Source organism: Flavobacterium rhizophilum (genome assembly GCF_046000485.1).
Taxonomy (GTDB): Bacteria; Bacteroidota; Bacteroidia; order Flavobacteriales; family Flavobacteriaceae; genus Flavobacterium; species Flavobacterium rhizophilum.
The window spans coordinates 329594-353934 of record NZ_JBELQB010000001.1 but is presented as its reverse complement, the minus strand read 5'-3'; the positions used below and the strand labels follow the sequence as shown (position 1 = coordinate 353934).

The following is a 24341-nucleotide window of genomic DNA, read 5'->3' as shown; positions in this document are numbered from 1 at the left end:
GGTTACTGTAATAATTTGTTATTATAAAGATAATCAGCGGTTTCATACCAGGAAATGGTTTCGTCAAGAAAACTCTTATCCATGGGTTTTAGTGTTAACTCATTCTTATCTTTTTGCCATTGATAGAAATCCTGTCCTTTTTGATCGGATAATATCATCACTTCATCCTGTTTCATAAGTACAAGCTTCCTGTAGGTACCCAGTAACGAACGCTCTTCAAAATCTTTACACAGTACATCCTTACCGAAGAAGTCTGACTCATAACTCCAGTGGAAAAGCGAGAAAAGGGTGGGAAAAAGGTCTATTTGAGAACATTGTTGTTCTATTTTCCTGTTAGGTTCCCCTTCAAAATTTACAATAAATGCAGGGATATGGTAGTTAGCCACATCAATAGCATCTTTCCCCGCACTACTTGCACAATGGTCTGCCACAATTACAAATACGGTGTTTTTAAACCATGGTTTTGTCGAGGCTTTTTTGAATAACTCGCGTAAAGCATAGTCAGTATACTTAACCGCTCCGGCTCTTCCTGTACCCGACGGAATATCAACTTTCCCTTCCGGATAAGTATATGGTCTGTGGTTTGAGGTTGTCATTATGTAATTAAAAAACGGCTTATTGTTTTTGTACTGTTCATCTGCAACCGATAGCATTTTATTAAAAATATCCTCATCACAAATTCCCCAGGCATTTTCAAAAGTAACTTCATCATCCGTTATATTATGACGAACGGTTTGTATCTTATCGCTCAATACACTTCCTCTGCCACGATCGTAAATAGAGAAGCCATTTCCGCCAAAGTAGGCATTCATATTATCAAAATATCCGTCACCGCCATAAAAGAAATTACAGTCATATCCTTTGTCCCCAAACACATTTCTTATAGTATACAGGTTAGTATTTTCAGGACGTTTCACAATACTTCTTCCCGGTGTTGGAGGGATGCATAGTGTCACGGCTTCCATGCCTCTTACAGTTCTTGTCCCTGTAGCATAAAGGTTTTCAAAAAATATACTTTTCTGTGCCAGGCTGTCAAGAAACGGCGTAAGGTTCTCTTCGTTACCAAATTCTTTCATAAAACTACCGCTAAGGCTTTCCACCATTATGAATACCAGATTTTTTTTGGATGATGAATCAAGTGTATCAATAATAGTACGGTGAATAGATTTGCTTTTATCGGTAAATACTGAATTACTGCTTTTAAGTTTGTTTTCTACTATTTGCAATGCTTTTTCCTGGTCGATAGAGGTATAAAAATCATTATACTTCATTTGATTGTTTCTAAAGGCTGCAAAAAAGGAATATATCCCGTTTTTAGAAATTTCAGAATTATATCGGTTAGCAGACCATTCTGCTGAAGTATTGTTTATAGAGAAGCCGTATAACAGTGCTGTAATCACTATTGTTATTATTACACCAATACGTTGTTTAGTTGTGGCTGTACTTTTAAAAGTAATATTAAAAGCTTTCCTTTTGTAAAATATAAATAGGATTAAGGCTGTGATTAAAACAATCCCGCTAATGAGAAAGGGAAGAGGATATGATTCATTTATATTAGCTATCACCTCGTGTGTATAGATAAGATAATCTACTGCTATGAAATTGAAGCGTCTTGAGAATTCTTCCCAAAAGGTAATTTCCGCAAAAAAAGAAAACGTAAATATAAATACATTTAAGGCGGTGAAAACCCAAATAATGACCTTATCTACAAAACTGCCAACCCATTTGTTGGGTATTAAAACAAAATACAGGGCAGGTAGCAAACAAATAAATGCCGCTGCACCAATATCAAAAAACAATCCGGTAATAAGTGTACGTAGCAGGTTTGCTATATTCCATGATACTTCGTTGTGTTCCCATATAAAAAAGGTAAAACGAAGCAGTAACGATACGATTAGTAACCAAAGTACAAAATTAGCAAGTAGTGTAAATCGTCCGGTATTGCGAAATATCTTGAACATGTTTGTGTGTTTTTTGAGACAATGTTCGGGACCAATTTTGAAGAAAATTAGAATTTTTACATCCGGAGCTAGAATTTATAATTATAACCCACACGTATTACCTGTGTTTCATAGTAATTATTGCTGGTATAGTTAAACCCGTTTGCCTGAACTTTTTGCCTGATTACAAGCGTACCGAAAAGATCTGTTGCGTTGGCGTAAATTTCGCCTTTGCCTTTTTGGATTGTTTTTTTAATTCCTGCATCTACCGAAAATCTTGAGCCTGTACGTCCCTGAGGTACAATATCAGGTGCGAGGTAAACCATATTTACCTGTACGGTAAGATTATTATTAAACTTAAGGTTACTGTTCCATTTTGCATTACCCGATGTAATTTGCTGTTTTGTACTTGTATAAGCAGTAGGCACAGGGTATAATATATTTGTAGTAAAAGGATCTATAGTATTTTGATACAGGTTTCCGTTAAGGTTGAAGCTATACCATGATGATACTTTTTTAGAAAATATAAGTTGGGTACCTATGGCACGGCTTTTACCTGCATTTTCAAATACGTTGTAAATAATCGTATTGTCGGGTACTGTGGTGGCTATTCTTGTTATGGTGCCATTTATAAACTTACTGTATAGTGATGCAAAAAAGTATCCACCATTAATATGGGTTTTATATCCTAGTTCTACTGAGTTGGTGTATTGCGGACGTAGCCCCGGATTACCTACTTTAATAATTTCGGCATCATCATATTTCGGAAAAATCCTAATATCCACTTCATTTGGCCTGTCTACCCTTCGATTATAGAAAAGGGAAAGTTTATGATTATTATTTATTTTATATCCGAATCTTAAGGAAGGGAAGGGCTGAAAGTAGTGGTAACCATCGCTTTTATAGACAGGATGATTAGGATTTACCTCATATTCCAAATCCAGATACTCCATTCTTAAACCGGCTTCGGCCTCAATCTTATCACTTTCATACACATAGTTTCCATAAACTGCAGGGATAGTTTCCTCATAGTCGGCTTTACCACCGGCATTCGCATCTATAACAGAATTGGTGCCCGGATAAAACTGCATATCTGTAGGGATTACCCTGTTTCTAAATTTGAATCCGGTTTCAAGGCGTCCCTGTTTTAATGGTTTTATATAATCGATATTCAGGTCAACTACATTTTCGTCTGATAGTAATTTGAAAGCATCAGTTCCGGTATAATCAGGCATAATATTATTGAAGTTGTATTTCTCGTCTTCCCTGTGGAATGTATAGTTCAGTCCGGCATTTAATACGTGTCCCGGCTGACTGAACCTGTGCTGATAACTGGCCGAACCCATTACTGTGGTTTTTACCTCATCTTCAAGGAATTTCCAAAATCGTAAACGCTCACTATAATCTCCGTTAAAAAAGGGCTCTTCACCATGATCAAGTATTTTTTCACGCCCATATATTACAGATAATGATAGGGTATTATTAGGGTTATATTCCCAATCAAGCCCGCTTTTAAATGTACTGAAACGAGTATCCCTGTTACGTTTTGTCTGTTGGTTGATAATAGTACCATCATCGTAGGTACGGGTAATAAATTCGTTTTTATTTAATGCTTCGGTATACAGGTAATCTCCCTGTACATAAAAGTTAACTTTGTTCTTCCTGTAATTTAGAGATAGGGAAGGGTTTATTTTTGGAGTGAAGTTGTATTGCGGACTCATATGAGGTAGGTTAGCTTTTCGTTCCCATAATGCACCATAACCACCTGCAAGCCCTGCTTTGCCCGTTAAGCCTTCACTTTTCTCCTTTTTGTAAACTATATTAATTATACCGGCATTACCATTTGCATCATATTTAGCCGATGGGTTTTCAATAATCTCAATCTTATCGATAGCCGAAGCCGGAATATTGTCAAGCCCATACTGGGTATTAAATCCGGTAAGGGCTGTTTGTTTTCCGTCAACGAGTACCATTACCTTGTTGTTACCTCTAAGTTCCAGCTTTCCGTTATTAACGGTAACTCCCGGAAGGTTTTGCATAGCCTGCAATACAGAGCCACCTGCTTGGGTAAAGTTATCGGATACAGAGAATACCTTTTTATCCATTTTGTCTGATACGGCATCCTGCTGTTTGTTTATAACAACTTCATTAAGAGTAGTGGTTTCTTCCCCTAATATGGTTTCCCCTAAATCCTGATAATCACTTAATGAACCCACATATAGGGGAATAACTGATTTTGCATAGCCTAAACCGCTTATTTCAATAGTATATTTACCTGTAGGAATATCTTTTAAGGTATATGTGCCTGTTTCTGTAGTAATAGTGCCGGCAATAACTTTATTGTCTTTTTCTGTAGCTATTATAACATTTACAAAAGGAACCGGACCCTGAGCATCTATAACAGTTCCCGAAAGTGTTACCTTCTTATCCTGCGCAAAGCAGGTAATACTTATTAAGAAAATTACCAGTAGCAAAATATATTTTAAAGACAGAGATATTTTTTCTTTTTTCACAGTAGTATAGTTTGATTTTTGGGTAAAACTATATTGTGATTTAGAAGGAAATCTGAATTTTAAAACATTATGGTAAAACTATGACTGTTATTATTAAACTGATATTCTATATCCCAGTTATTTACCTCGATAATCCTTTTAATAATGGCTAACCCAAGTCCGTTTCCGGGAGAAGAAGGGTCTGATTTAGAGAAACGGTTAAACAGTTTTTCCTCGTTGAGTGGAGTGCCGTTTCCTGTATTATTGAAAGTGAGGCTGTTTATATCTGTAGTTACTGTAATAGTACCGTTTTTTACATTATGTCTTATGGCGTTAAGGAAAAGGTTATTAATCAATACCTCAGTAAGTATTGGGTTTGCCATTAAGGTAAGCTCATGGGAGAGCTTTGTGTTTACTGAGATATGTTTTGAGTTTGCCTGTTCGATAAAAAAGTCAAGATGTTTATTGATATAATTATTTACTGAAACCGATTCTTTTTCAAAGTAAGCTTCATTATCAATTTTTGATAACAGTAGCAGGTTTTTGTTTAGTCGGTTTAGTCTGGATACATCACTATTAAGTGATTCCAGTATTTCAAACTGATCTTTGGTAAGGTTTTCAGCTTGTGACAGGTTGTCCAGTTTGGTTTGGAAAAGAGCTAAAGGTGTTTGTAGCTCGTGGGCAGCATTTTCCACAAACTCCCTTTGGTTTTTATAAATGGCAGTATTTTTTTCTATAAGGCGATCCAGGCTTGTGTTTAACTGGTTGAACTCTTCAATACCCGTATTTTGGAAATGGGGCTTGGTACCCTTATCAATTTCAAAACTGCGTATTTGTGAAAGGGTATCATAAAACGGACCCCACAGGTTTTTAGCCAGTCTGTTTGAAAGGTATATAATTCCAAGCATTAAAATCAAAATTATGATCAGGAACATTAGGGCTACAGTATAAACCATGTCTTCCATTTCAACTAGATTATTTTTCTCTATATAAGTATAGCGCTTACCGTTTATTTCTATGGGAGCCCAAAGTTCCCTGAAAGGTTCTGACTCATTAGCAAAGGGATCAAAGTATATAGTACCAAAAATAGAATCTTTTTGTACTCCGGTATCAGGAACAATTTCTACATCACGGTTGTATTTGTTCCAGGCTTCAATATCTTTTTCAGAGAAGTTGCCATTATGGATTTCATTTTCCACAAAAGCTTTTTTATGAAAGGAAAGTATTTCATCGGTTTCATATACATATAGCCAATGGCTCATAAAGTAGAATAAAGGAGCGCATATTATTAATATGATTACCGAATAGCGCAGGAAACTGCGGGTTGTTATATTGAGTAGTTTTTTATTCATCGCTCCATTTATAACCTAGTCCGTATACGGTTTTTATGTAATCAGCGCTTCCGGCTTTTGCCAGTTTCTTTTTAAGGTTTTTGATATGGGCATAAACAAAATCGTGATTATCCAGCATATCTGCCATATCACCCGAAAGGTGTTCGGCAATTGCACCTTTAGAGAGTACTTTTCCCTGATTTCCTATTAGAAACAACAGTAAGTCTATTTCTTTTTTGGTTACCTCTAATTTAGTATTATTTACGGATACTGATTTAGATAGAATATCTACCGATATTTCTTGGAAGGAAACGATGTTATTGCCACTAAAGTTTTTCCTACGGATAAGAGCCTGCATTCTTACCAGTAGTTCTGATAAGTGAAATGGCTTGGTTAGGTAATCATCGGCACCAAGCTGTAAGCCTTCAATACGGGTGTCAAGCGTTTCTTTGGCAGAAATGATGATAACGCCATCTGTTTTTTGTTGCGTCCTTAACTGACGGAGTATTTCAAAGCCATCACCATCGGGCAACATTAGGTCCAATAGTATACAGTCGTAGCTATATAGGTCTATTTTTCTCATGGCTTCTTTTGCTGTTGCTGCCGACTCACATATAATAGCGTTGGGAGTCATGTATTCAATAATACTGTTAGCAATTGCAGGCTCGTCTTCTATAATAAGGATTTTCATACTGCAATTTAAACAAATAGATTTTGAATTAATTTTGAATATTTAATAATTAGGTTTTATGGATTGTTAATGACAGAAATCACTACTTATGATTGTAATGTTTCTGACATTCTAAAATTGTTTCATTCCCTAAGTGCTTATGTCTCCTTTTTGAATTGTAATATACCTCAATATATTCTTTTATTGTGGATTCCGCTTCATATCTATTTTGATAACTATTTTGAGTCCCAACTGTCACCTTTTCGTGACATGCTTCGGGTAACTGATTTATATTGACTGAGGTATTCAACGAATTCTTGACACGCATACTGTATGCCCCTGTCGGAATGAAAAATCAATGGTGAGTTATCTTTAATAGGTCTGTTTGTAAAGGCTTTTTTAAAAGCCTTTACAGTTGTATAGTTTGTTTTTAGTGAGGTTGATACAGACCAGCTACTACCTTTGGGTCATAGAGGTCAACTATAACAGTGAGATAAAGCCATCTTTTTATCGCCCATATATAAGTGATATCCAATACCCAAACTGCATTTTTATTTTTTACGGTAAACTCTCTGTTCAATATGTTTTCTGCTATAGGATGTTTATGTGATGAATTAGTAGTGAACCTATACTTGCTTTTAAAGATACTTTTAAGCGAGACACCTTTCATTATTGCTTATTAGCTTTTCTGAAGTATGAACTCTATATATACTAATACTCAATAAATATTATTAAATCTTTAAATGTCCTGATAATTTCACGATGTAGTGTCTATTGTTTTAATTTTGTTACAAACCTCACCACTATATTATGGATACTGATTTTATAATAAGATTGAACAATGGAGATGAATCTTGTTTTCAGGAAATTTATGAACTGTATTCCTTTAAAGTTTACTGTTTTGTAAAGAAGTATACAAAGCAGGTGGCAGATGCAGAAGATGTAACCCAAAACGTTTTTATCCATTTATGGAAATATAAGGAGAAACTTAATCCTGAAGTTTCTCTTGAATCCGTTTTATTTAAAAGTTCAAAACAGGAAATTTCCAAATGGTATAAAAAGCAAAACCAAATTTTTACTTTAAGCGAGAAGGAAATAATCGCTGAGTTAAATGAACCTAATAATGAAGAAGATATAACTGAAAAAATGGAAAAAATAGAATATCTTCTTAATCAGATTCCGCAGAGGAGAAAAAAGATTTTTATACTGCATAAACTTGAAGAATTAAGCTATAAGGAAATAGCGCTTCAAATGAATATGACTACCAGCGCAGTGGCAAATCAAATATCTAAAACCCTACAATACCTAAAAAAAAATTCTGTTAACAGCAACGAGCTTTACTGGTTTATATTATTTTTTATTGACCAGTTATAATGTTAATTAATTGTAATCAATACTTGTTAATGTATCAAATGTAATATGATGTTTAGTTGCTTGTTTCTGGCTTGTTTATTGTGTTTTTATCATTTTTAGCTCCTAATGTTTTATTAATAAATCTTTAAGGATACTTCTTCCCCGTGACATTTTATTCCTGTATTGGCTAATGCTGTTATAAATAGTATAACCCCAAAAAACTACTTACAGGACAATGAAATCAGAAATGAAAAAACAATGGGATGATATTCCTCTAAAAGGAATGCTGCCTCAGGATCTTAAATCAAGAATGTGGAAAAACATTCGAAGAGCAACAATAGCTAAAACCAAAAATGTTTACAGATGGATGACTGCTGCGTCAGTAATATTGGTAATGACAGCTATGGGTTATCAATTTTTTAATAGGACTGTTAATGCGGAGCGAATAGTAGTTACGCAAACATTCGATAATGATATTCGTCTTGTAAGATTACCTGACGGAAGCCGTGTGTGGCTAAATGAAGGCTCAAAGATTGAATATCCGGAAAATTTTGACGGAAGTGCAAGAAATGTTATTCTTATCGGCGAAGCCTTTTTTGAAGTGGAGAAAGACTCCTTAAAACCCTTTATAATATCTTCAGGCTTAATTAAAACGACTGTTTTAGGTACTTCCTTTAATGTTAAGGCTTATGAAGGAGCAGTGCCTCTTGTAGAGGTTAGAACAGGAAAGGTAAAGGTCGAAAATAAAAACGGTAAGGTGTTCCTGGTAAAGGGAGATGCTGCGGTATATATGCCGACAAGCGAAACTTTAGTTAAGAAAAAGGCTTTAAAATTGGAGCCTGATTATAAAAAAGAACTTCTTGATGTAGATGGTTTAACTCTTGAAGAAGTTGTTTTAATACTTCACAAAGATTATAATTTTTCTGTAGAATATGGTGCTCCCGATTTAAAGATGCTTAAGATAAAAGGAACGCTGGCAACAAAACAGGGTATCACAGAAATGCTTAATACTCTGGCTTTTGCTTTAGATCTAAAAGTTACAGAAAAAGAAAATCATCTGTATATACTGAGCAGATAACACTTTTATATAAAACCAAACATTCCAAACACAAATTATTAAAATTATGAACAACCCACAATCTGGGCAATATTTTCTTGCCTTTTGGATTTTATTTATTGGCTTATTCTTTACGTCGGTTTCCTCAGCACAAACAGGAACAGTTACGGTAGATTTTAAAAACGCATCTCCTAAAGAAATTATTGAGAACCTTGAGTCAAGAACACCCTACCGTTTTATTTATCAGGATAATATTGATCTTGATTCTCCTAAGGTTACTTTAAAAAAAGATAATGTTTCAATAGATGGTCTACTAGATGAATTACAGGAACTTACCGGATTAAATTTCAGGAGAAATGAAAATAATATTGCCATTAATAAACCAGGTACTGAGGCTAAAAAAAAAAGATTACAGGGAATATCAGGAAAGATAGTAGATAATTACGGAATCGCTGTTTTTGACGCTATAGTTACTGCCTCTCCCGGAAATGTTACAGTTTTTACAGATGTTAACGGTGATTTTATCCTTGAGCTCGAACCAGGGTTTTATGATGTGGAAATAACAGCTCAGAGTTTTGCCTCAAGATTTATTCAGAACATACCTGTAGATGCAGGAAATTTAACACCACTGAATTTAGCATTGGAACTAAATCAAAACATCACGCTGGAGGAAGTTACCATTACAGGACAACAATACAAATCGACAGAGTCTACAGAAGGGCTGTTACTTCAGCAAAAAAGGGCAGCCCAGATGTCTGACGGTATATCTGCCGAACAAATTGCAAGAACACCCGATAATAATGTGGGTAGTACTCTTAAACGAATAACAGGAGTAACTACAATAGATGACAAGTATGTAGTAGTGCGTTCTATGGGTGAACGCTGGAACCAGGCTATGATGGACGGAATTAATTTGCCAAGTACAGAAGTTACTCAACAAAGCTTTTCCTTTGATATTATACCTACTGCTATGGTACAAAGTATTGTGGTTAATAAAACGGCAACTCCAGACATGTATGCTAATTTTGCAGGTGGTAATATTGAAGTGAAGACAAAAGATATACCTAAAGAAAATTTTACAAGTATATCGATAAGTAATTCCTATAACAGCAGAAGTACTTTTAAAGATTTCCTGACTAAGCAAAGGGGAGAGTACGATTATTTTGGTTTTGATGACGGTACAAGAGGTTATCCTGATTTTCAGAGCTACCCTGTACCTGTAAATGAAGCAGAATCAGGTCCGTTTTTTGAAGAATCTAAAAAATTTACTCAGGATAATTTTACAACCTATAAGGATAAGGCAATGCCTAATACCTCTTTTCAGCTTGCATTGGGACGGGTATATAACCTTAATGAAGGTAGCAAATGGGGTTTTTCCGGTTCATTGTTGTTTAGGAACACACAAAGTAAACAAGTTATAGATCATACCTCAAGAGGGGTATTTAAACCTAATGCCGAATTTTTTCATGAAGGAATAGACTACGATTTTGGTGATTATCAGGCACCGCTTGAATATCCTGTTTTAAAAAAGTATGGCTATAAGAATTCCGGAGGAATTTATACCTATAATTCCACACTTGCCGGGATGCTTAATGGAGGTGTAAAGTTTGGTAACAATAAAATCACCATTAGAAACACTCTTATTCATATATATGATAATCAGTTAACTCAAATAACAGGATGGGACGGTTATGGTGTTTCATATAATGAAATATTGGATGGCAGTACCCTGCCGATTACAAAAGAAACGGATTATCCAATCTATACTGATTTTTTCCAGACTAAAGTAGAGGGAAGTCATCGTTTTAACGGATATGAACTAAATTGGTTTACGGCACTAAATTCCACAGCAAAAAAAACCAAAGATGCCACTTTTTTAACAAATCAACGAGAGAGGATAGGGGATGACGTACTTGTTTATACAGAAGTTTATAATTCAGCAAACAATGTTCAAAGAAGAAACTTTGATAATAATCAATCCGACTACAATATAGCATTCAATATTAACAAGTCATTTGATTTTAATCGAATAAAAAACAATATTAAAATTGGCTATTTCGGGACTTTTAAAACAGCTACAAATAAACAGGAGAGTGCCAACTTACAGGTAGTAGGCCTAAGTACAGACAGAGTTAGGGTATACGATCTTCATGAAATCCTTTCGGGTTCCTATTACGACTATGGAGGTTTCGGTTGGTTAAAGCCTGTAACATATGGAAATCGTTATGAAGGTGAAGTTACAACACATTCTCCATTTATAATGCTGGATAACAGAATAGGTGATTTTTTAAGAATAGTTTGGGGTGTAAGGGCAGAGAGTTATAATTATACAGAAATATCTAATCAGAGAGAAGGGGCGGCGGATACTGAGGTATCAGAGCCACTTGACAAACTGTGGCAATATTTACCCTCTGTTAACATAACTTATAGCCCTACGGAGAAGACTAATATCAGGTTTGGATATTACAAGTCGGCATTAAGACCACAGTTTTCGGAAAGGATACAAATACCATATTATGACCCTGTCTATGAGGCTAACATCATTAATTTTACTGCCAGGGGAGGTATACTTTCTTCCGTTGCAAATAATTATGATTTAAAATTGGAGTGGTTTCCTTCTTTGGGACAAATACTTTCTGCCGGAGTTTATTATAAAAAAATCGATAATCCTATAGAGAAAATTTCGAGCTCACCATACGATAGTGCTACAAGATTTATTTACACGACTAACTCTTATAAAGCGGAGCTTTGGGGGGTTGAAGCGGAGATTTTAAAGAACCTTACTTTTTTAGGAGAAGGCAAAGCCCTTGAAAACACTTATTTATATGCTAACGGTACAATTAATGAAACTACCGTTACCTCTTATGTTAATACAGACGGTACAGGAGGCTTATATGAAGCAAACAGGCCCATGTACGGGCAGTCTCCATATAGCTATAATTTAGGATTAGATTATATAGGTGACAGGCTATCATTTAATATAAGGTATAACGGTACCGGAGACCAGTATCTGTTGGTTGGGTTTGATTATAAGGATGAAGAGATACGCAGGCCCTATGCCGTTGCCGATGCCCAAATAAGCTACAGGTTTTTTAAAGAAAAAAACCTTGAGTTAAAATGCAGTGCTCAAAATATTTTTGACAGGGTTTTGGAAACCTATAATAATCAAAACAGCTATTCGTCACTTAACCAGGAACCTGGAGAAAATCCAAGAGATCAGTTTCAGTTGGGTATGGGGGCTACAAAAAAATATGATGAAGATATAGACCGTGTACTTTTCAGGGCTTATACAGGAAGGACAATAAAACTTTCTTTAACCTACAATTTTTAGGATAATGTTGCTTTAATGTAACCGCTTTATACTAATGATTAACAAACCGTTAAGTTGTAAAACAGGCCGTGATAATTTAAGCGGTTAATGTCTAATGTAAATAAATAAGATAACGATTTAGCTGTAATGTCTCTTAAACTATTCCTGAAGAGCAGATGTAAAATCAAGATTTAAATTAGTAAGAACTAATAGATAAGTGCTGCCAACTAAAGCAAAAGCTTAAAAAATATTACAGCAAGAGATTCGACAACCTTTCACAAAATAAAACCTATTGTGAAAGACGGAAGGTAATATAATCAGGCATGGATGCAGAATGCCTTAATAAAAAAGGCCTGAGGAAAGTAAATTTGCTGCCTTTCCAAAGGCCTGAGAAATAGTGTAGCAGCAAATATACCAACTAATTATATTATTATGAAAAAATTTTTAATGCTGGCAGCTTCAACCTTACTGCTGTTCTCTTGTCAAAATGATGACGTTGCAGATTCTTCATTTACCCTACAGTCTGCAGGTGCAGATTACAGTGGTTATCCGGCAACAGTTCAAACTGTAAGTGGTAGCATCACAACTAATACTACCTGGACAAATGACAAAGTTTGGGAGATAGAAGGTGTTGTTCGTGTAAAAAACGGAGCTACTTTAACTATCCAGGCGGGTACATTTGTAAAAGCTAAGCCACTTGGTGCAGGTGTTGCTACCGGAGTACTTGTTATCACTAAGAGCGGTAAGATAAATGCTCAGGGTACTGTGGACAGCCCGGTTATCTTTACAAGTTATAACCTTCTTGATGGTAGCGCTGCTACTACAGCTTCACCTGGTGATTTTGGAGGAGTAGTACTTCTTGGAAATGCTCAGGTAAATAACGGTTCTACAACAAATGTTGTTGAAGGGTTAGGAGACCAGGCTACAGTTTCAGACTTTTATTTTGGAGGTACAAACAATTCGCATGATGCAGGAGATATGGCATATGTGCGTATTGAATTTGCAGGACGTATTCTTGATGCAGATGCAGGTATTGAAATTAACGGTTTAACTTTTGGAGGTGTTGGTAATGGTACAAACATCAACCACATACAGGTTTCTTACGGTAGAGACGATTCTTATGAGTTCTTTGGTGGGACTGTAAGTCCAACTCACCTTGTTTCTTTTGCTGCTGATGATGATAACTTTGATTTTGATTTAGGTTATACAGGATCTCTTACAAAAGCTATCGCTATTGCAGATAAAAATTCTACACACAGCCAAAGCGGCGGTAATCCGGATTCTAACGGTATTGAGCTTGATAACAATTCAGGTGGTACTTCTACAACAATCATTACAAGACCGGTAATTTCAGATCTTTCTATTGTTGGTGTAAGTGCTGCTTCAGATGGTGGACTTTATGAAAATGCTATCCACGTACGTAGACTTGGTGAAATAGAGTTATATAATGCAACTGTAACGGGGTATAATACTGGTATAAGATGGGAAAACCCTTCAGTATCTTCTAATTCAGCTTGGTCTGGTCTTTCAGTTCATGCTTTTGTAACTCCGGCTACTTCATCATTAGGTTTTGGTAATCCAACTTCAACATCAAACCCTGCGCAGGCTTGGGGGCTTACTCAACCATTCTTTAATAATACAAGCTTTAACCTTTCAGGAAATACAGGGGCTTTTGCTACTGAGTCTGGATGGACAGCCGGATGGACAAAGTTTAGTGGTTTTTAATAGTTTATAGTTTTTGTTAATTAATATATAGTAACCAACCCGGCATGGGTAGTTTTCTGCCCATGCCTTTTTAAACACAAATACAATGAAAAAAAATTTACTTCTGGCAATTTTTACTTTTATTACTTTTGGTGTATCGGCACAAATTACAGTTTGGGAAGACGATTTTAATGATGCTGATGTTTCAGACTGGACACTTATTGATGTAGATGAAAACTCCAGTAACTGGATGGCAAGAAAAGATTTACAGATAAGTAATGAAGGACTGCCTGCTGACGGGGAAAAGGATATTTTTGGTACGTATAATATCGATATGTCTACAGGAGGAGAACTTACTCCAGAGGAGAATAACTGGGCCATCAGCCCAGCTATAGACCTTTCTTTTTACGAAGGGAGCGGTGAACTGATATTAAATGCACAATCGGCTATTTATGGAGGAATTCCTGCATTAAAGGTTTATATATCTGAGTCTTCAAATCTTGAAGAAATCATGCTGGAAGAGCCTGTTTTGGTAAATTTACAACGAGAAACTAATGAGGGTGACTATTTTCAGGATTATACTATTGATATTTCAGACTACATAGGGCTGGAAGAAGTATATATTGTTTTTGCGACCCCGCTTACTATGGGTACAGGAATAGAAATTGATAAGGTAACTCTTACTGCAGAGAACATTCTTAATACAAAAGATGTTGCTGTAAAGAGATTTAGTTTACAGCAAAATCCTGTAGAAGATTATCTTATTCTGTCTGCCGGTAATCAGTTAGACAATGCAAATACTTCAGTTTTAATATATAATACTACAGGATCACTTGTTAAACAATCAGGTTTCATGGCAGAAGGAATATATATGGGAGATGTGCCTGCAGGTGTTTACTTTATGGTTCTCACTGATGGAACAGCCACTGAAAAGCTTAAGTTCATTAAAAAATAAAATTATTGTTTCTTCTTTTAGCATCTAACTAAAACACTACCGATAAACTTTTATCGGTAGTATTTTTAACTTTCATTTCTATATGTTTAATTTATTGAAAAAATTTCTTGTAAGCATTTCTATATTATTGTTATTGTTATCATGCGATGATAATTTGCTTCCTTATTATGATACGCAGGAACCTGGTGAGATAGTAATAAAAGGATATTCAGTATCAGATTCCCTACAGATAATTATTGATGAAGCCCCTATTATTATTAACGAAAAATCAGTTTTCCTTAAATATATGGATAAGGATTATGAGTTTGTTTATTATAATGATAAGGTAAAAAATGTTGATATTGTAATTAATGACACCCGGCAGAGTCTTAAATCGTACAGCTTTACAAACAACAAACCCTTTGATACACTTTCCTTTTTTTATAATAACGGAACATATATCGATAATGTACTAAGGTTTAAAAAAAGTGTTTTAAATGAGCAGGGCAGTACAGGTTATAAGTTTATATTTCCTTCCCTAAACCGTTATTCTAACACAGATTATACCGGTCCATTAGACGGCATAATACGAAACACAAGTGGTACTGTACTTGGAACAGTAGAAAATATTACATCAGATAATTTTAGTTCTTTTACAGCATTTCCATTTTCATCTCCTCCAATAATTAAAATGGAGTTGGTAAAACATGGTACAACAGAATCTTATATACCGGGCACACAGATTATGTTGACAATGGTTATGCAGGCAAATAAGTCAAGAATGATTGTTTTGGAGGAAAAGCAGGATGAATCAGGAAGTTTTTCCGGAGTTGAAGGAGTAGTTGACCTAAGTGATTATTTTGAATTTGAGACAGAATAATAATTAAGACCAAAACTTGTAATGAATCATTTTAAAAATAAGATAATTGCAATTTTAATTTTACCTCTGTTTTATATTTCCTGTCAAAAAGATGATGCCCTTGTTATTTATAGTGCAGGAACTAATGAGTATAACAATCAATGGATTTATGAACAGATGAGAAGATATTATTACTGGAATAATGAAATTCCTGATAATATCGATTTGTCCCTTTTATCTAACGATTATTTTTCTTCATTGTTATTTCATCAGGATAGGTTCTCATATGCATATCATCCGTCAATACCAGAAAGCATGACTTCTACATTACGTTCTTCTTTTGGGATGGATATTGGATTTATTTCATATGAAGGAAATGTTTATGGAGTGATTTTGTATGTGCTATCCGGTTCTCCGGCACAGAATAACGGACTAAAAAGAGGTCAGTTAATTACTGCTATAAATGATATTCCTATTTCACAAACCAATTACAATTCCCTGTATGAAATTACAGGTAAGGCTGATGATTTAAGTTTTACAATTGTTGAGTATACTTATGAAACCGGTTTTTCTCAATCTGTAACAAAAGGACTTACGAGTTATTATACTTTTTTACAGGCTCCATTATATAATATCCTCTTAACAGGAAATAAAAGGATTGGCTATTTGCAAGTAAGCCATTTTGATGAAGGGTTAGCTCAATCATTACTAAATATTTTCAATGAGTTTAAATCTCAAAATGTTAATGAGGTCGTTTTGGATTTAAGGTATAACGGAGGGGGAGATGTTTCTTCGGCGGCAGCTTTAAGTATTCTATTGGCACCTACTATCGTAGAGGATGATTTGTTCATCACTTTTAAAGGTAACGAAAATGGAGGTGTTATAAACCAGTCTTTTAAAGAAGCTTTGGAGATGAATGAATCTGTTGTTAGTTATTATGAGTTACGTCAATCTTCCATACCCTTAAACAGGGTATTTATTTTATGCGGAAATAATACAGCATCAGCATCAGAGATAATTATTAATAACCTGAAACCTTATATTTCTGTTATTGCAATAGGAGAAAAAACACTTGGGAAAGATATGGCAGGTTTTTCGATTTCTGATAACAGAAACGAAAGCCAGCCGGGTTGGATCTTATACCCGGTAATATATAAGCTTTATAATGCCAACGGCGAAGGGGATTATAGTAATGGAGTTTTACCCGATATAGAGCTTAATGAGCTTACAGATATTCAGTTATTTCCCTTAGGAGATGAAAATGAAGTTCTTTTAAACAAAGCAATAAATATTATATCAGGAAATGGAGGAAGAGAGCAAAATAATACCGTCAAAGTGTTATCTAAGACTGTACAGGATAACCGTGAATTTATAATTTTACCAAATTCAGATTAAAGTTAAATCATAACATATACAATAAGTAACGATTAAAATGCAGGGAATAAACGCAAAAGAGCATCAGAATTTTTTGGACGCTTATAAAAAGTTTGAGAAGTTATTGGAAGCAGTTGAAAATAAATTACCTGAAGAAGAAAATAAGAGAACAAAAGAAGGGATTGAAGAGCTCCGTAACCTGTACTTCAAATTTCATTCACTCCTGAATGATTTAAGTAACTGTACGCAGCACTACGAAAAAAGAAAAAAGATAGTTCAGAGCGGAATGTTTAAAAGCATTCGGAAAATGAAATCTGAATTAAGGAACAAAGGAGAAAACATTAATTATTTATAATATTCTAAAATAGTTTGGCTGCATAAGTATGAGTGTCATATTTGTATGGAATTGCCTTTTTAAAAGCCTCTAAAGTGTATATCTTGTATTCAGGCTTGTTTTGATATAGACCAACTAACTACCTTTCAATCATAGAGGTCAATTATCACGTTGAGATATAACCATCTTTTTCTCGCCCATATATAAGTGATATCAAATACTCATAATTTATTTTCCTTATAGTTATTAAAATTTCGTTGAAGTTTATTTTCAAAGGTTGAGTATTTATGGGAGGAGTTGCTAGTTTTCCTGAACTTTCTTTTGACAGTGTTCTCACCAGTCATTTGTAATAACCACTTTTACTAACGCATAAAATTCTGCACATTTCTTTAACTGGGGAGCAATCTAAATATTGCTTTGTGATATTTTGCGCCTGCTATTTAGGGATACAGAAATTAGCAAGCCTTTATATTGCTGAATTTCAGGGTTGTGAGGTACAATAGGGATACAGTTTTTATCCAAATATCAACAAACATCACAAACAAATCATTTGTTTGATTTTCAAAGATATACTGGCAAAGGGTTGCTGGTTAAACTACAAATAAAAATATTTTGGATTGAAAAATGGCAAATTTGCTAATTCTTGGAAGCGTTTTAAAACCAATATTTTATTGAGCTACAACTACGTAAAAAAACATGGTTTGAGCTCTAATGGTAAAATTTTTGTGAAAGTTAAAGATATAATAAACTAAGCTAAGATATTTTGCTTTCCGTTCTCATATAGGTAGCTTTAAGAAATACGAACTTAACCTACTTAATTAATGAATTTTACCAATCCACTTGTGTATGGTGTACCTTTTTTTCTGGGTATAATGTTGCTTGAGCTAAGCCATAGTAAAATTACGGGAAGAAAAGACCTTTATAACTGGAAAGACCTCGCTTGTAGTATAACGATAGGTGTTGGATCAGCTGCAATAGCAGCACTACTAAAAACCGTTACAGCCATACTGTTGTTTAATTTAGTCTATAATTACTTCAATCCTCTTACAGAGAGTGGGATCCGGACAAATATATTTGGATGGAATGCATTCGGATATGCATGGTACATATGGTTACTTTGCATGCTTGCTGACGATTTCAGCTATTATTGGTTCCATCGACAGAATCATATGGTTCGCTTCTTTTGGGCAGCCCATTTCGTACATCATTCATCAGAAAAGTTCAATCTAGGAACAGCAGTACGGAATGGTTGGTTTACTCTTATATACAAACCGTTATTTTATTTATGGATTCCCGCTTTGGGTTTTCCTCCGGCAATGCTTCTGGTATGTTTGGGCATTGAATCACTCTGGCAGTTTCAGCTGCATTCCACTTATGTTCCCAAACTGGGTTTTCTGGAAAAAATACTCAATACACACACCATGCATCAGGTGCATCATGCCCGAAATTTAGAATATATGGACAAAAATCACGGTGGTATCTTAAATGTATTTGACAGAATTTTTGGTACGTGGAAGGAACTGGATGATAAGGTAGAAATACAATTTGGTGTAACCAGCCCACCGGACTCTTATAACCCTTGTATCATCCTGATCCATGAATACAGAAATATGATTAAGGATACCCAAAAAACATCAAATTGGCGAGATAAGTTTATGTATATATTCGGTCCGCCGGGCTGGAGTCATGACGGAAGCACCAAAACAGTAAGGCAGATGCGTGAAGAAAAAAAGAAAAACAATAATGTTTTAAAAGGTAAAACCTTTGTACGTAAGGGGTTTACCGAAACATTATAAATTAATTTTTCTCTTCTATTTAGCATATTAAATCAAGGATATTACAAACATTAAACTCCCATCAGGTATATTTCTGAGTATATTGATATAATAATTGAAAAGATATAGTTGTAAGAGAGAGGACTGATATTGTCTTTAAAATTCTGTTTTCTCTTTATTGTTTTGTTGTGAAATCTATGTTTCAATTTTTTTGAAAGTGTTTAGTAGTATTGGACCTTGATTTTACTTAGATTTTGTTTTTTTCCAAAATTTTTAATTCTCATAATTTTCTGTATCACAAGATGTGTTTAATGATTGAAAGATAGTTTATTAGAGTGTGTTTTTTTGATTGGAATTAAAATTAAATTTCTGTTTTTTCTACCTGAGAACAAATCTTTAATGTAACATTTTTGAACAAATGCATCTAAAGGATAAACAAAACCTTTTAGATATGAAAAAGATATTAACTTGCTTTGTCTTCCTATTCATCAGCATCAGTTTATATTCCCAAAAAAGTTTTCAGGTTGAAATAAAAGGAGAGGGGCAGCCTGTTTTGGTATTTCCCGGTTTTGCCTGTACACCTAAAGTATTTTCAGAAATCACTAATACCCTATCAGAAAGCTACGAAATTCATGCGTTTACTTTTGCAGGTTTCGGGGGCGTACCACCGATAGATTTTCCCTGGTTGCCAAAAATAAAAGAGGAAGTCCTGCATTATATTAAAACAAATAATTTAGAGGAATCTATTGTCTTGGGGCACAGTATGGGAGGTGCACTGGCCTTGTGGCTTGCTACAGAAAATCATCAATTTAAACGCTTAATTTTAATTGATGCCCTGCCTGCTATGGGGGCCTTAATGATTCCGGAGTATGACAGTAACAATATTCAATATGATACTCCTTCTAATCAATATGTTTTACATATGGACAATGTTGCTTTCCGGGAGATGGCTGGACAAATGGCCCTAGGAATGTGTAGTGATAAGGAAAAGCAGCAACAAATCGTTGATTGGATGGTAGCAAGCGACCGTAAAACTTTTGTATACGGATATACAGATCTTTTAAAATTAGATTTGAGGGATGAACTGGAAAAAATTGTCACCCCAGTCACCTTATTTGCAGCTACAGAACCTTACGGAAAAGAAGTAGTCACAGCAACCTACAACAAACAATATAAAAACCTAAAAAAGCATACTCTTATTTTTGCAGAAGGAGCAGGCCATTTTATTATGTTTGATAAACCAAAATGGTTATTGGAACAAATCAGGACAGCATTGGAGGCAAATGAATAAGAAGAAAGACTTTACCGCTATTTTCAAAACAAACTACCCTAAGGTAATCAGATTGTGCCTTGGTTATACAGAGGGCAGGGAAGATCAGGCCAAAGATCTCGCTCAGGAAGTATTTTTAAAAGTATGGCAAAGCCTGGAAAGTTTTCGGGGTGATGCCTCTATAGGTACCTGGATTTACCGTATTACTGTTAATGTATGTTTACAGGAGGTACGTAGAAGGGAGGTCACTCACCTTAAGCTAGATATAGTTGCCGATCAGATTATTAGTTCCAATGAAAAGGAACAGCAATTTACAGCAATGTATCGCTGTATTGATAGGCTTTCTCCAGAAAACAAAACAATCATTTTATTAGAACTGGAAAGTGTACCTCAATCCGAAATTGCCGAAATTACAGGTATTAGCCACCAGGCAGTACGAACACGTATTCATAGAATTAAAGAACAACTTTCAAAATGTGTAAGAAATGAATAGTTATGATGAAATAAAAAATCAATGGGACAAACGGAATGTTCCTCCCACACCTGAAAAGGGCGTGGAAGAAATTATAAAAAAGTTTGCAGTAATATTAAAAAAACAGCGTATTAGCCAAATGGTTCTGGGCTGTACAATAGTTGTATTGATAGGATTCTTTTTTTATATTTCGGCCTATAGCCATATACAATTACTTTTGGGATTGAGTGTGATGATAGGAAGTTTACTCATAAGAGTTCTATTAGAATATGGCACCACCATCAAAAAGGCAAAGCTGCCTTTTGGTAGCAGTATGGCGGCTTATAATGAAAAGTTAATTGCCTACTACAGTGCCAGAAGACGGATTCATTATTATATTACTCCTATTCTTTTTGTAAGCTATGTGCTGGGTTTTGTTTGGCTGTTACCACTGTTCAGGCAAAACCTGTCATCGGGGATGTATAGCTATATCCTTTGGTCTTCCATCTTTATATTTGCAGTACTGGCAGTACTTATTGGTGTACAAATAAAAAGAGAACTATCTGTTTTAAAAAAACTAAAACAATGAAAAATAAATTTTTACAAATTATATTAATAGCAAACGTTTTTGTAACTCTCGGGTTGCTTATATATATCATTAATAGCCATCATGTTGAACTTGACTTATCAAATGAGATTTTAAAAGTAAAGGGTTTAGTGGTTACCGATTCTACGGATACAGAGCGAATCATAATAGGTGCACACCTTCCTCCGGCACAATCATTTGGCTATCGATTTTACCGGGGAGACAATTCCGGAGTTTCCGGCGTTATGCTTTATGACCACGAAGGACAGGAGAGGGGAGGATATGTGACTGATGATTCTTATGGGAATATATTTTTTACTCTTGATTCTAAAGTTTCCCAGCGTGTTTTATTTATGGCAGAACCCCAAGGTGCGGCTACACTAAAAATGTGGGGAAAAAACGGCAATGAAGTTAATCTTGGAGCTTCCGATGAAGGATCGTGGTTGGATGTTTCAGAAAATGGAAAAAAGAAAAATGTATTACAACAATAGGAAAATAAATTTATACAGCCTAGCAGGAATACTATTCTTGTCAATTATACTATGGAGCTGTAAACAGGAAGTTTCAATTAAGAAAGGAAGATTTACTGCAGTCAATCCGGTTTCTTATACCGATGTGATTTATAAAGCAGACAGAGATACCGTTTTTGTTTCCGGTTTTGACGGTAAAATACATGAGGTAATTAAGAGTGAAACAAAAAAACAACAAATAGCAGCCATAGGTGATGAAATATATGCAATGGCTTATGATAAGCGAAAAAGCAGGCTATATGCGGCGACTTTAAATTCAGGAATAGTAGTTATCAATATAAAAGATGGTAGTGTTTTAAAGCAGTTACCTCTAAAAAATACTTGGGCAAAACAGCTTACTTATAATTCACATAACGGGATTTTAGCTACCTATGACTTTAAGGGCTATCATTATGTGTGGAATACAAATGAAGATTTTAATGCCATTGAAACTCCAAAAGTATTACAAGGTACACACCCCAGATACATAAGGGATAACGGAGATATCTTTTTTGATGGAAAACAGGGAGTTATAGTTTGGAACTATAAAACTAAAACCATAATACAAAAAAATAAAACATCCGGGCATCTAATAGATGTAGACAACCAGAATAATTATTTAATGCTCAGTGGGAAAGAATTCAGTTTTTTTGACACAAAGGCAGATAGTATAGTGTATAGTCAGAAACATCCGGACTGGCCTATCTATGTTGCAGACAAGGACACTACAGTAAAGGTTCCGTTACATTTAGAAATCATTTCAGGAATTATCACTACCAATACTATTTATACCTGCGGTTTGGATAAGTCCTTACGAAAATGGGACAAACAATCCGGTGAACTGATGAATACCTACTTATTATCCAAAAATACCCCCAGCGCAATGGACATTGCTAAAGATGGAGGGCAATTAGTTATTGTAGATTTAGGCGGGAATATTCAATTTCAGGAATTGTAAAAGCTTATAAAATAGAGTAGGATAACAGGTTTTTAGATACATACTTCGATAGTAAATTTAGCATACCAATTCTAATTGAGTGTAACAGATTCAATTTAAAGCAGTCTTTTAAAATAAAGATTATATTATGAGAAAAAATTTTACAATTGTATCTCTACTACTGTTTTATTTTGTTAACGCCCAAAATTTAGATGTTATTGAACAGGATTATTTAAAAGCTGTAGCAATTGCCAAAGAGAAAAATAAAATGATTTTTATCGATTTTTATACCACATGGTGTGCTCCCTGCAAAAAGTTGGATAAACTGGTCTTTCAAAATGATTCCATTCAGGCTATATTGTCGAAAGAGTTTGTTTTACTTCGCTATAATGCCGAAGAGGATAAAATATATCATCTCTCCAAAAAACACCATGTATCAAGCTATCCTACTGCCGTCGTTCTCAATCGTGATGGGTATATAGTTAATCGCAAATATGGATTTTCGGGAGACGATTTTCTCAGTTTAAGTACGAGTGTTTTAAAATTCACTAATGAAACAATAGTATTAAATTCAGAAAATAGTACAATTAAAGGATATTCAAACCAAATTGATTTGTCAGGCTACCCACAATTTTATATTGATTACATCAATAGAGATAACACAAAGGTGATTAATACACAGGCTTTCAACGATTATTGGGAAGCGGTGGAAAAACCTCTTTCTGAAGAATTTTTCTCAACGATGTTATATTTTGCCGGAGATACCCCCGCTTCTATATCTAATTTAGCTTTGAAGTATAAGCAGAAGTATCTCGAACTTTATGGAAAGTTAGATACTGAAATTCTATTTTATTTTTTGTGTGCCGGAAAATTTAATAACGCTATTTTGCATAATAGTCAAAAAGAATTTAATGAGGCAAAAAAATACGCTTATCAAACTTTGACCAAAGAATGGACAGATGATATTATTCCTAATTATGAAGTCAAATTTTTAAAAGCGCAAAACAAGTGGGCTGAAGTGTATGATTTTTATAATGACCTAAAAGAAAAGGGGAAGTTAAGTAACTATGCTATCAATCAGTTTTGTTGGGAAATTTACGAAAAGTGTGATGATAGAAAAGTTTTAAGTAATTGTATCAGTTGGATGGAAGAATTGACCCAAAAAGATGTAAACTATACCTATTTGGATACCTATGCTTATCTATGTGCGAAATCAGGAGAGAAGCAGAAAGCAAAAGAAATAGCAGAATTAGCCATAAGAGTAGGTAAAGAAAAGAACGAAAAAACGAAGAGTATGGAAGATTTATTGAAAACGCTTTAATAAATATGATAAAAAAATAAACGTAACTTTTTTTTAATTTGTATTAAAGATTAAAATAGGATCTACTAAAGTTGCCGGACTTAGATTGATTAAATTTTAAACAATTTTATATAGGATTTGAAAAAAATGGTGGC

The 24341-nt window shown here is 34.6% G+C and carries 20 protein-coding genes; 15 read left to right on the top strand and 5 right to left on the bottom strand.

Annotation, left to right across the window (positions count from 1 at the left end; translation table 11 throughout):
• Positions 1 to 2: 2 nt before the first annotated feature.
• The 5 genes from ABS768_RS01715 to ABS768_RS01695 all read right to left on the bottom strand — a co-directional run bounded on the left by ABS768_RS01715 (position 3) and on the right by ABS768_RS01695 (position 6761).
• On the bottom strand, positions 3 to 1961 hold the full coding sequence (locus ABS768_RS01715; RefSeq protein WP_408073212.1) for an LTA synthase family protein: 1959 nt from the start codon (positions 1959 to 1961) through the stop codon (positions 3 to 5).
• A 68-nt stretch (positions 1962 to 2029) separates the two neighbouring features.
• The gene (locus tag ABS768_RS01710) at positions 2030 to 4453 is read right to left on the bottom strand and encodes a TonB-dependent receptor domain-containing protein (protein ID WP_408073211.1); all 2424 of its coding nucleotides are present in this window, start codon (positions 4451 to 4453) and stop codon (positions 2030 to 2032) included.
• A gap of 59 nt (positions 4454 to 4512) precedes the next feature.
• Positions 4513 to 5784: a sensor histidine kinase gene (locus tag ABS768_RS01705; protein ID WP_408073210.1), complete on the bottom strand. Its 1272-nt coding sequence runs from the start codon at positions 5782 to 5784 to the stop codon at positions 4513 to 4515.
• Positions 5777 to 6454 carry a response regulator gene (locus ABS768_RS01700; protein WP_408073209.1) on the bottom strand — a complete coding sequence of 226 codons (678 nt, stop codon included), beginning with the start codon at positions 6452 to 6454 and terminating at the stop codon, positions 5777 to 5779. Before ABS768_RS01700 ends, ABS768_RS01705 begins: the two co-directional genes overlap by 8 nt.
• Positions 6455 to 6536: 82 nt before the next feature.
• Positions 6537 to 6761 carry an IS3 family transposase gene (locus tag ABS768_RS01695; RefSeq protein WP_408073208.1) on the bottom strand — a complete coding sequence of 75 codons (225 nt, stop codon included), beginning with the start codon at positions 6759 to 6761 and terminating at the stop codon, positions 6537 to 6539.
• Between the two features lie 482 nt (positions 6762 to 7243).
• Between ABS768_RS01695 and ABS768_RS01690 the strand changes: the two genes are divergently transcribed.
• The 15 genes from ABS768_RS01690 (at position 7244) to ABS768_RS01620 (ending at position 24207) form a co-directional block, all read left to right on the top strand.
• Complete coding sequence (locus tag ABS768_RS01690) at positions 7244 to 7807, top strand: RNA polymerase sigma factor (RefSeq protein WP_408073207.1); 564 nt, start codon at positions 7244 to 7246, stop codon at positions 7805 to 7807.
• A gap of 214 nt (positions 7808 to 8021) precedes the next feature.
• Positions 8022 to 8864, top strand: a complete 843-nt coding sequence (locus tag ABS768_RS01685) for a FecR family protein (RefSeq protein ID WP_408073206.1) — start codon at positions 8022 to 8024, stop codon at positions 8862 to 8864.
• A 46-nt stretch (positions 8865 to 8910) separates the two neighbouring features.
• Positions 8911 to 12174: a TonB-dependent receptor gene (locus ABS768_RS01680; protein ID WP_408073205.1), complete on the top strand. Its 3264-nt coding sequence runs from the start codon at positions 8911 to 8913 to the stop codon at positions 12172 to 12174.
• Positions 12175 to 12585: 411 nt separating this feature from the next.
• Positions 12586 to 13878, top strand: coding sequence for a hypothetical protein (locus tag ABS768_RS01675; RefSeq protein ID WP_408073204.1), 1293 nt, complete (start codon positions 12586 to 12588; stop codon positions 13876 to 13878).
• An 85-nt stretch (positions 13879 to 13963) separates the two neighbouring features.
• A complete protein-coding gene (locus ABS768_RS01670) occupies positions 13964 to 14812 on the top strand; it encodes a T9SS type A sorting domain-containing protein (protein ID WP_408073203.1) in 849 nt (282 codons plus the stop codon).
• Positions 14813 to 14906: 94 nt separating this feature from the next.
• Positions 14907 to 15671 carry a hypothetical protein gene (locus ABS768_RS01665; RefSeq protein WP_408073202.1) on the top strand — a complete coding sequence of 255 codons (765 nt, stop codon included), beginning with the start codon at positions 14907 to 14909 and terminating at the stop codon, positions 15669 to 15671.
• Between the two features lie 21 nt (positions 15672 to 15692).
• Complete coding sequence (locus ABS768_RS01660) at positions 15693 to 17045, top strand: S41 family peptidase (protein WP_408073201.1); 1353 nt, start codon at positions 15693 to 15695, stop codon at positions 17043 to 17045.
• A gap of 37 nt (positions 17046 to 17082) precedes the next feature.
• Entirely contained in the window at positions 17083 to 17379 is a 297-nt protein-coding gene (locus ABS768_RS01655) for a hypothetical protein (RefSeq protein ID WP_408073200.1), read from the top strand.
• Positions 17380 to 18179: 800 nt separating this feature from the next.
• The gene (locus ABS768_RS01650; protein WP_408073199.1) at positions 18180 to 19154 is read left to right on the top strand and encodes a sterol desaturase family protein; all 975 of its coding nucleotides are present in this window, start codon (positions 18180 to 18182) and stop codon (positions 19152 to 19154) included.
• 430 nt (positions 19155 to 19584) lie between these two features.
• The gene (locus ABS768_RS01645) at positions 19585 to 20424 is read left to right on the top strand and encodes an alpha/beta fold hydrolase (RefSeq protein ID WP_408073198.1); all 840 of its coding nucleotides are present in this window, start codon (positions 19585 to 19587) and stop codon (positions 20422 to 20424) included.
• Positions 20417 to 20896, top strand: a complete 480-nt coding sequence (locus ABS768_RS01640; protein ID WP_408073197.1) for an RNA polymerase sigma factor — start codon at positions 20417 to 20419, stop codon at positions 20894 to 20896. Before ABS768_RS01645 ends, ABS768_RS01640 begins: the two co-directional genes overlap by 8 nt.
• Positions 20889 to 21443 carry a hypothetical protein gene (locus ABS768_RS01635; protein WP_408073196.1) on the top strand — a complete coding sequence of 185 codons (555 nt, stop codon included), beginning with the start codon at positions 20889 to 20891 and terminating at the stop codon, positions 21441 to 21443. Before ABS768_RS01640 ends, ABS768_RS01635 begins: the two co-directional genes overlap by 8 nt.
• Complete coding sequence (locus ABS768_RS01630; RefSeq protein ID WP_408073195.1) at positions 21440 to 21931, top strand: hypothetical protein; 492 nt, start codon at positions 21440 to 21442, stop codon at positions 21929 to 21931. The genes ABS768_RS01635 and ABS768_RS01630 overlap by 4 nt, the downstream gene beginning before the upstream one ends.
• Entirely contained in the window at positions 21846 to 22907 is a 1062-nt protein-coding gene (locus ABS768_RS01625) for a WD40 repeat domain-containing protein (protein ID WP_408073194.1), read from the top strand. The genes ABS768_RS01630 and ABS768_RS01625 overlap by 86 nt, the downstream gene beginning before the upstream one ends.
• 127 nt (positions 22908 to 23034) lie before the next feature.
• Positions 23035 to 24207: a thioredoxin family protein gene (locus tag ABS768_RS01620; protein WP_408073193.1), complete on the top strand. Its 1173-nt coding sequence runs from the start codon at positions 23035 to 23037 to the stop codon at positions 24205 to 24207.
• The last annotated feature ends 134 nt before the right edge of the window (positions 24208 to 24341 follow it).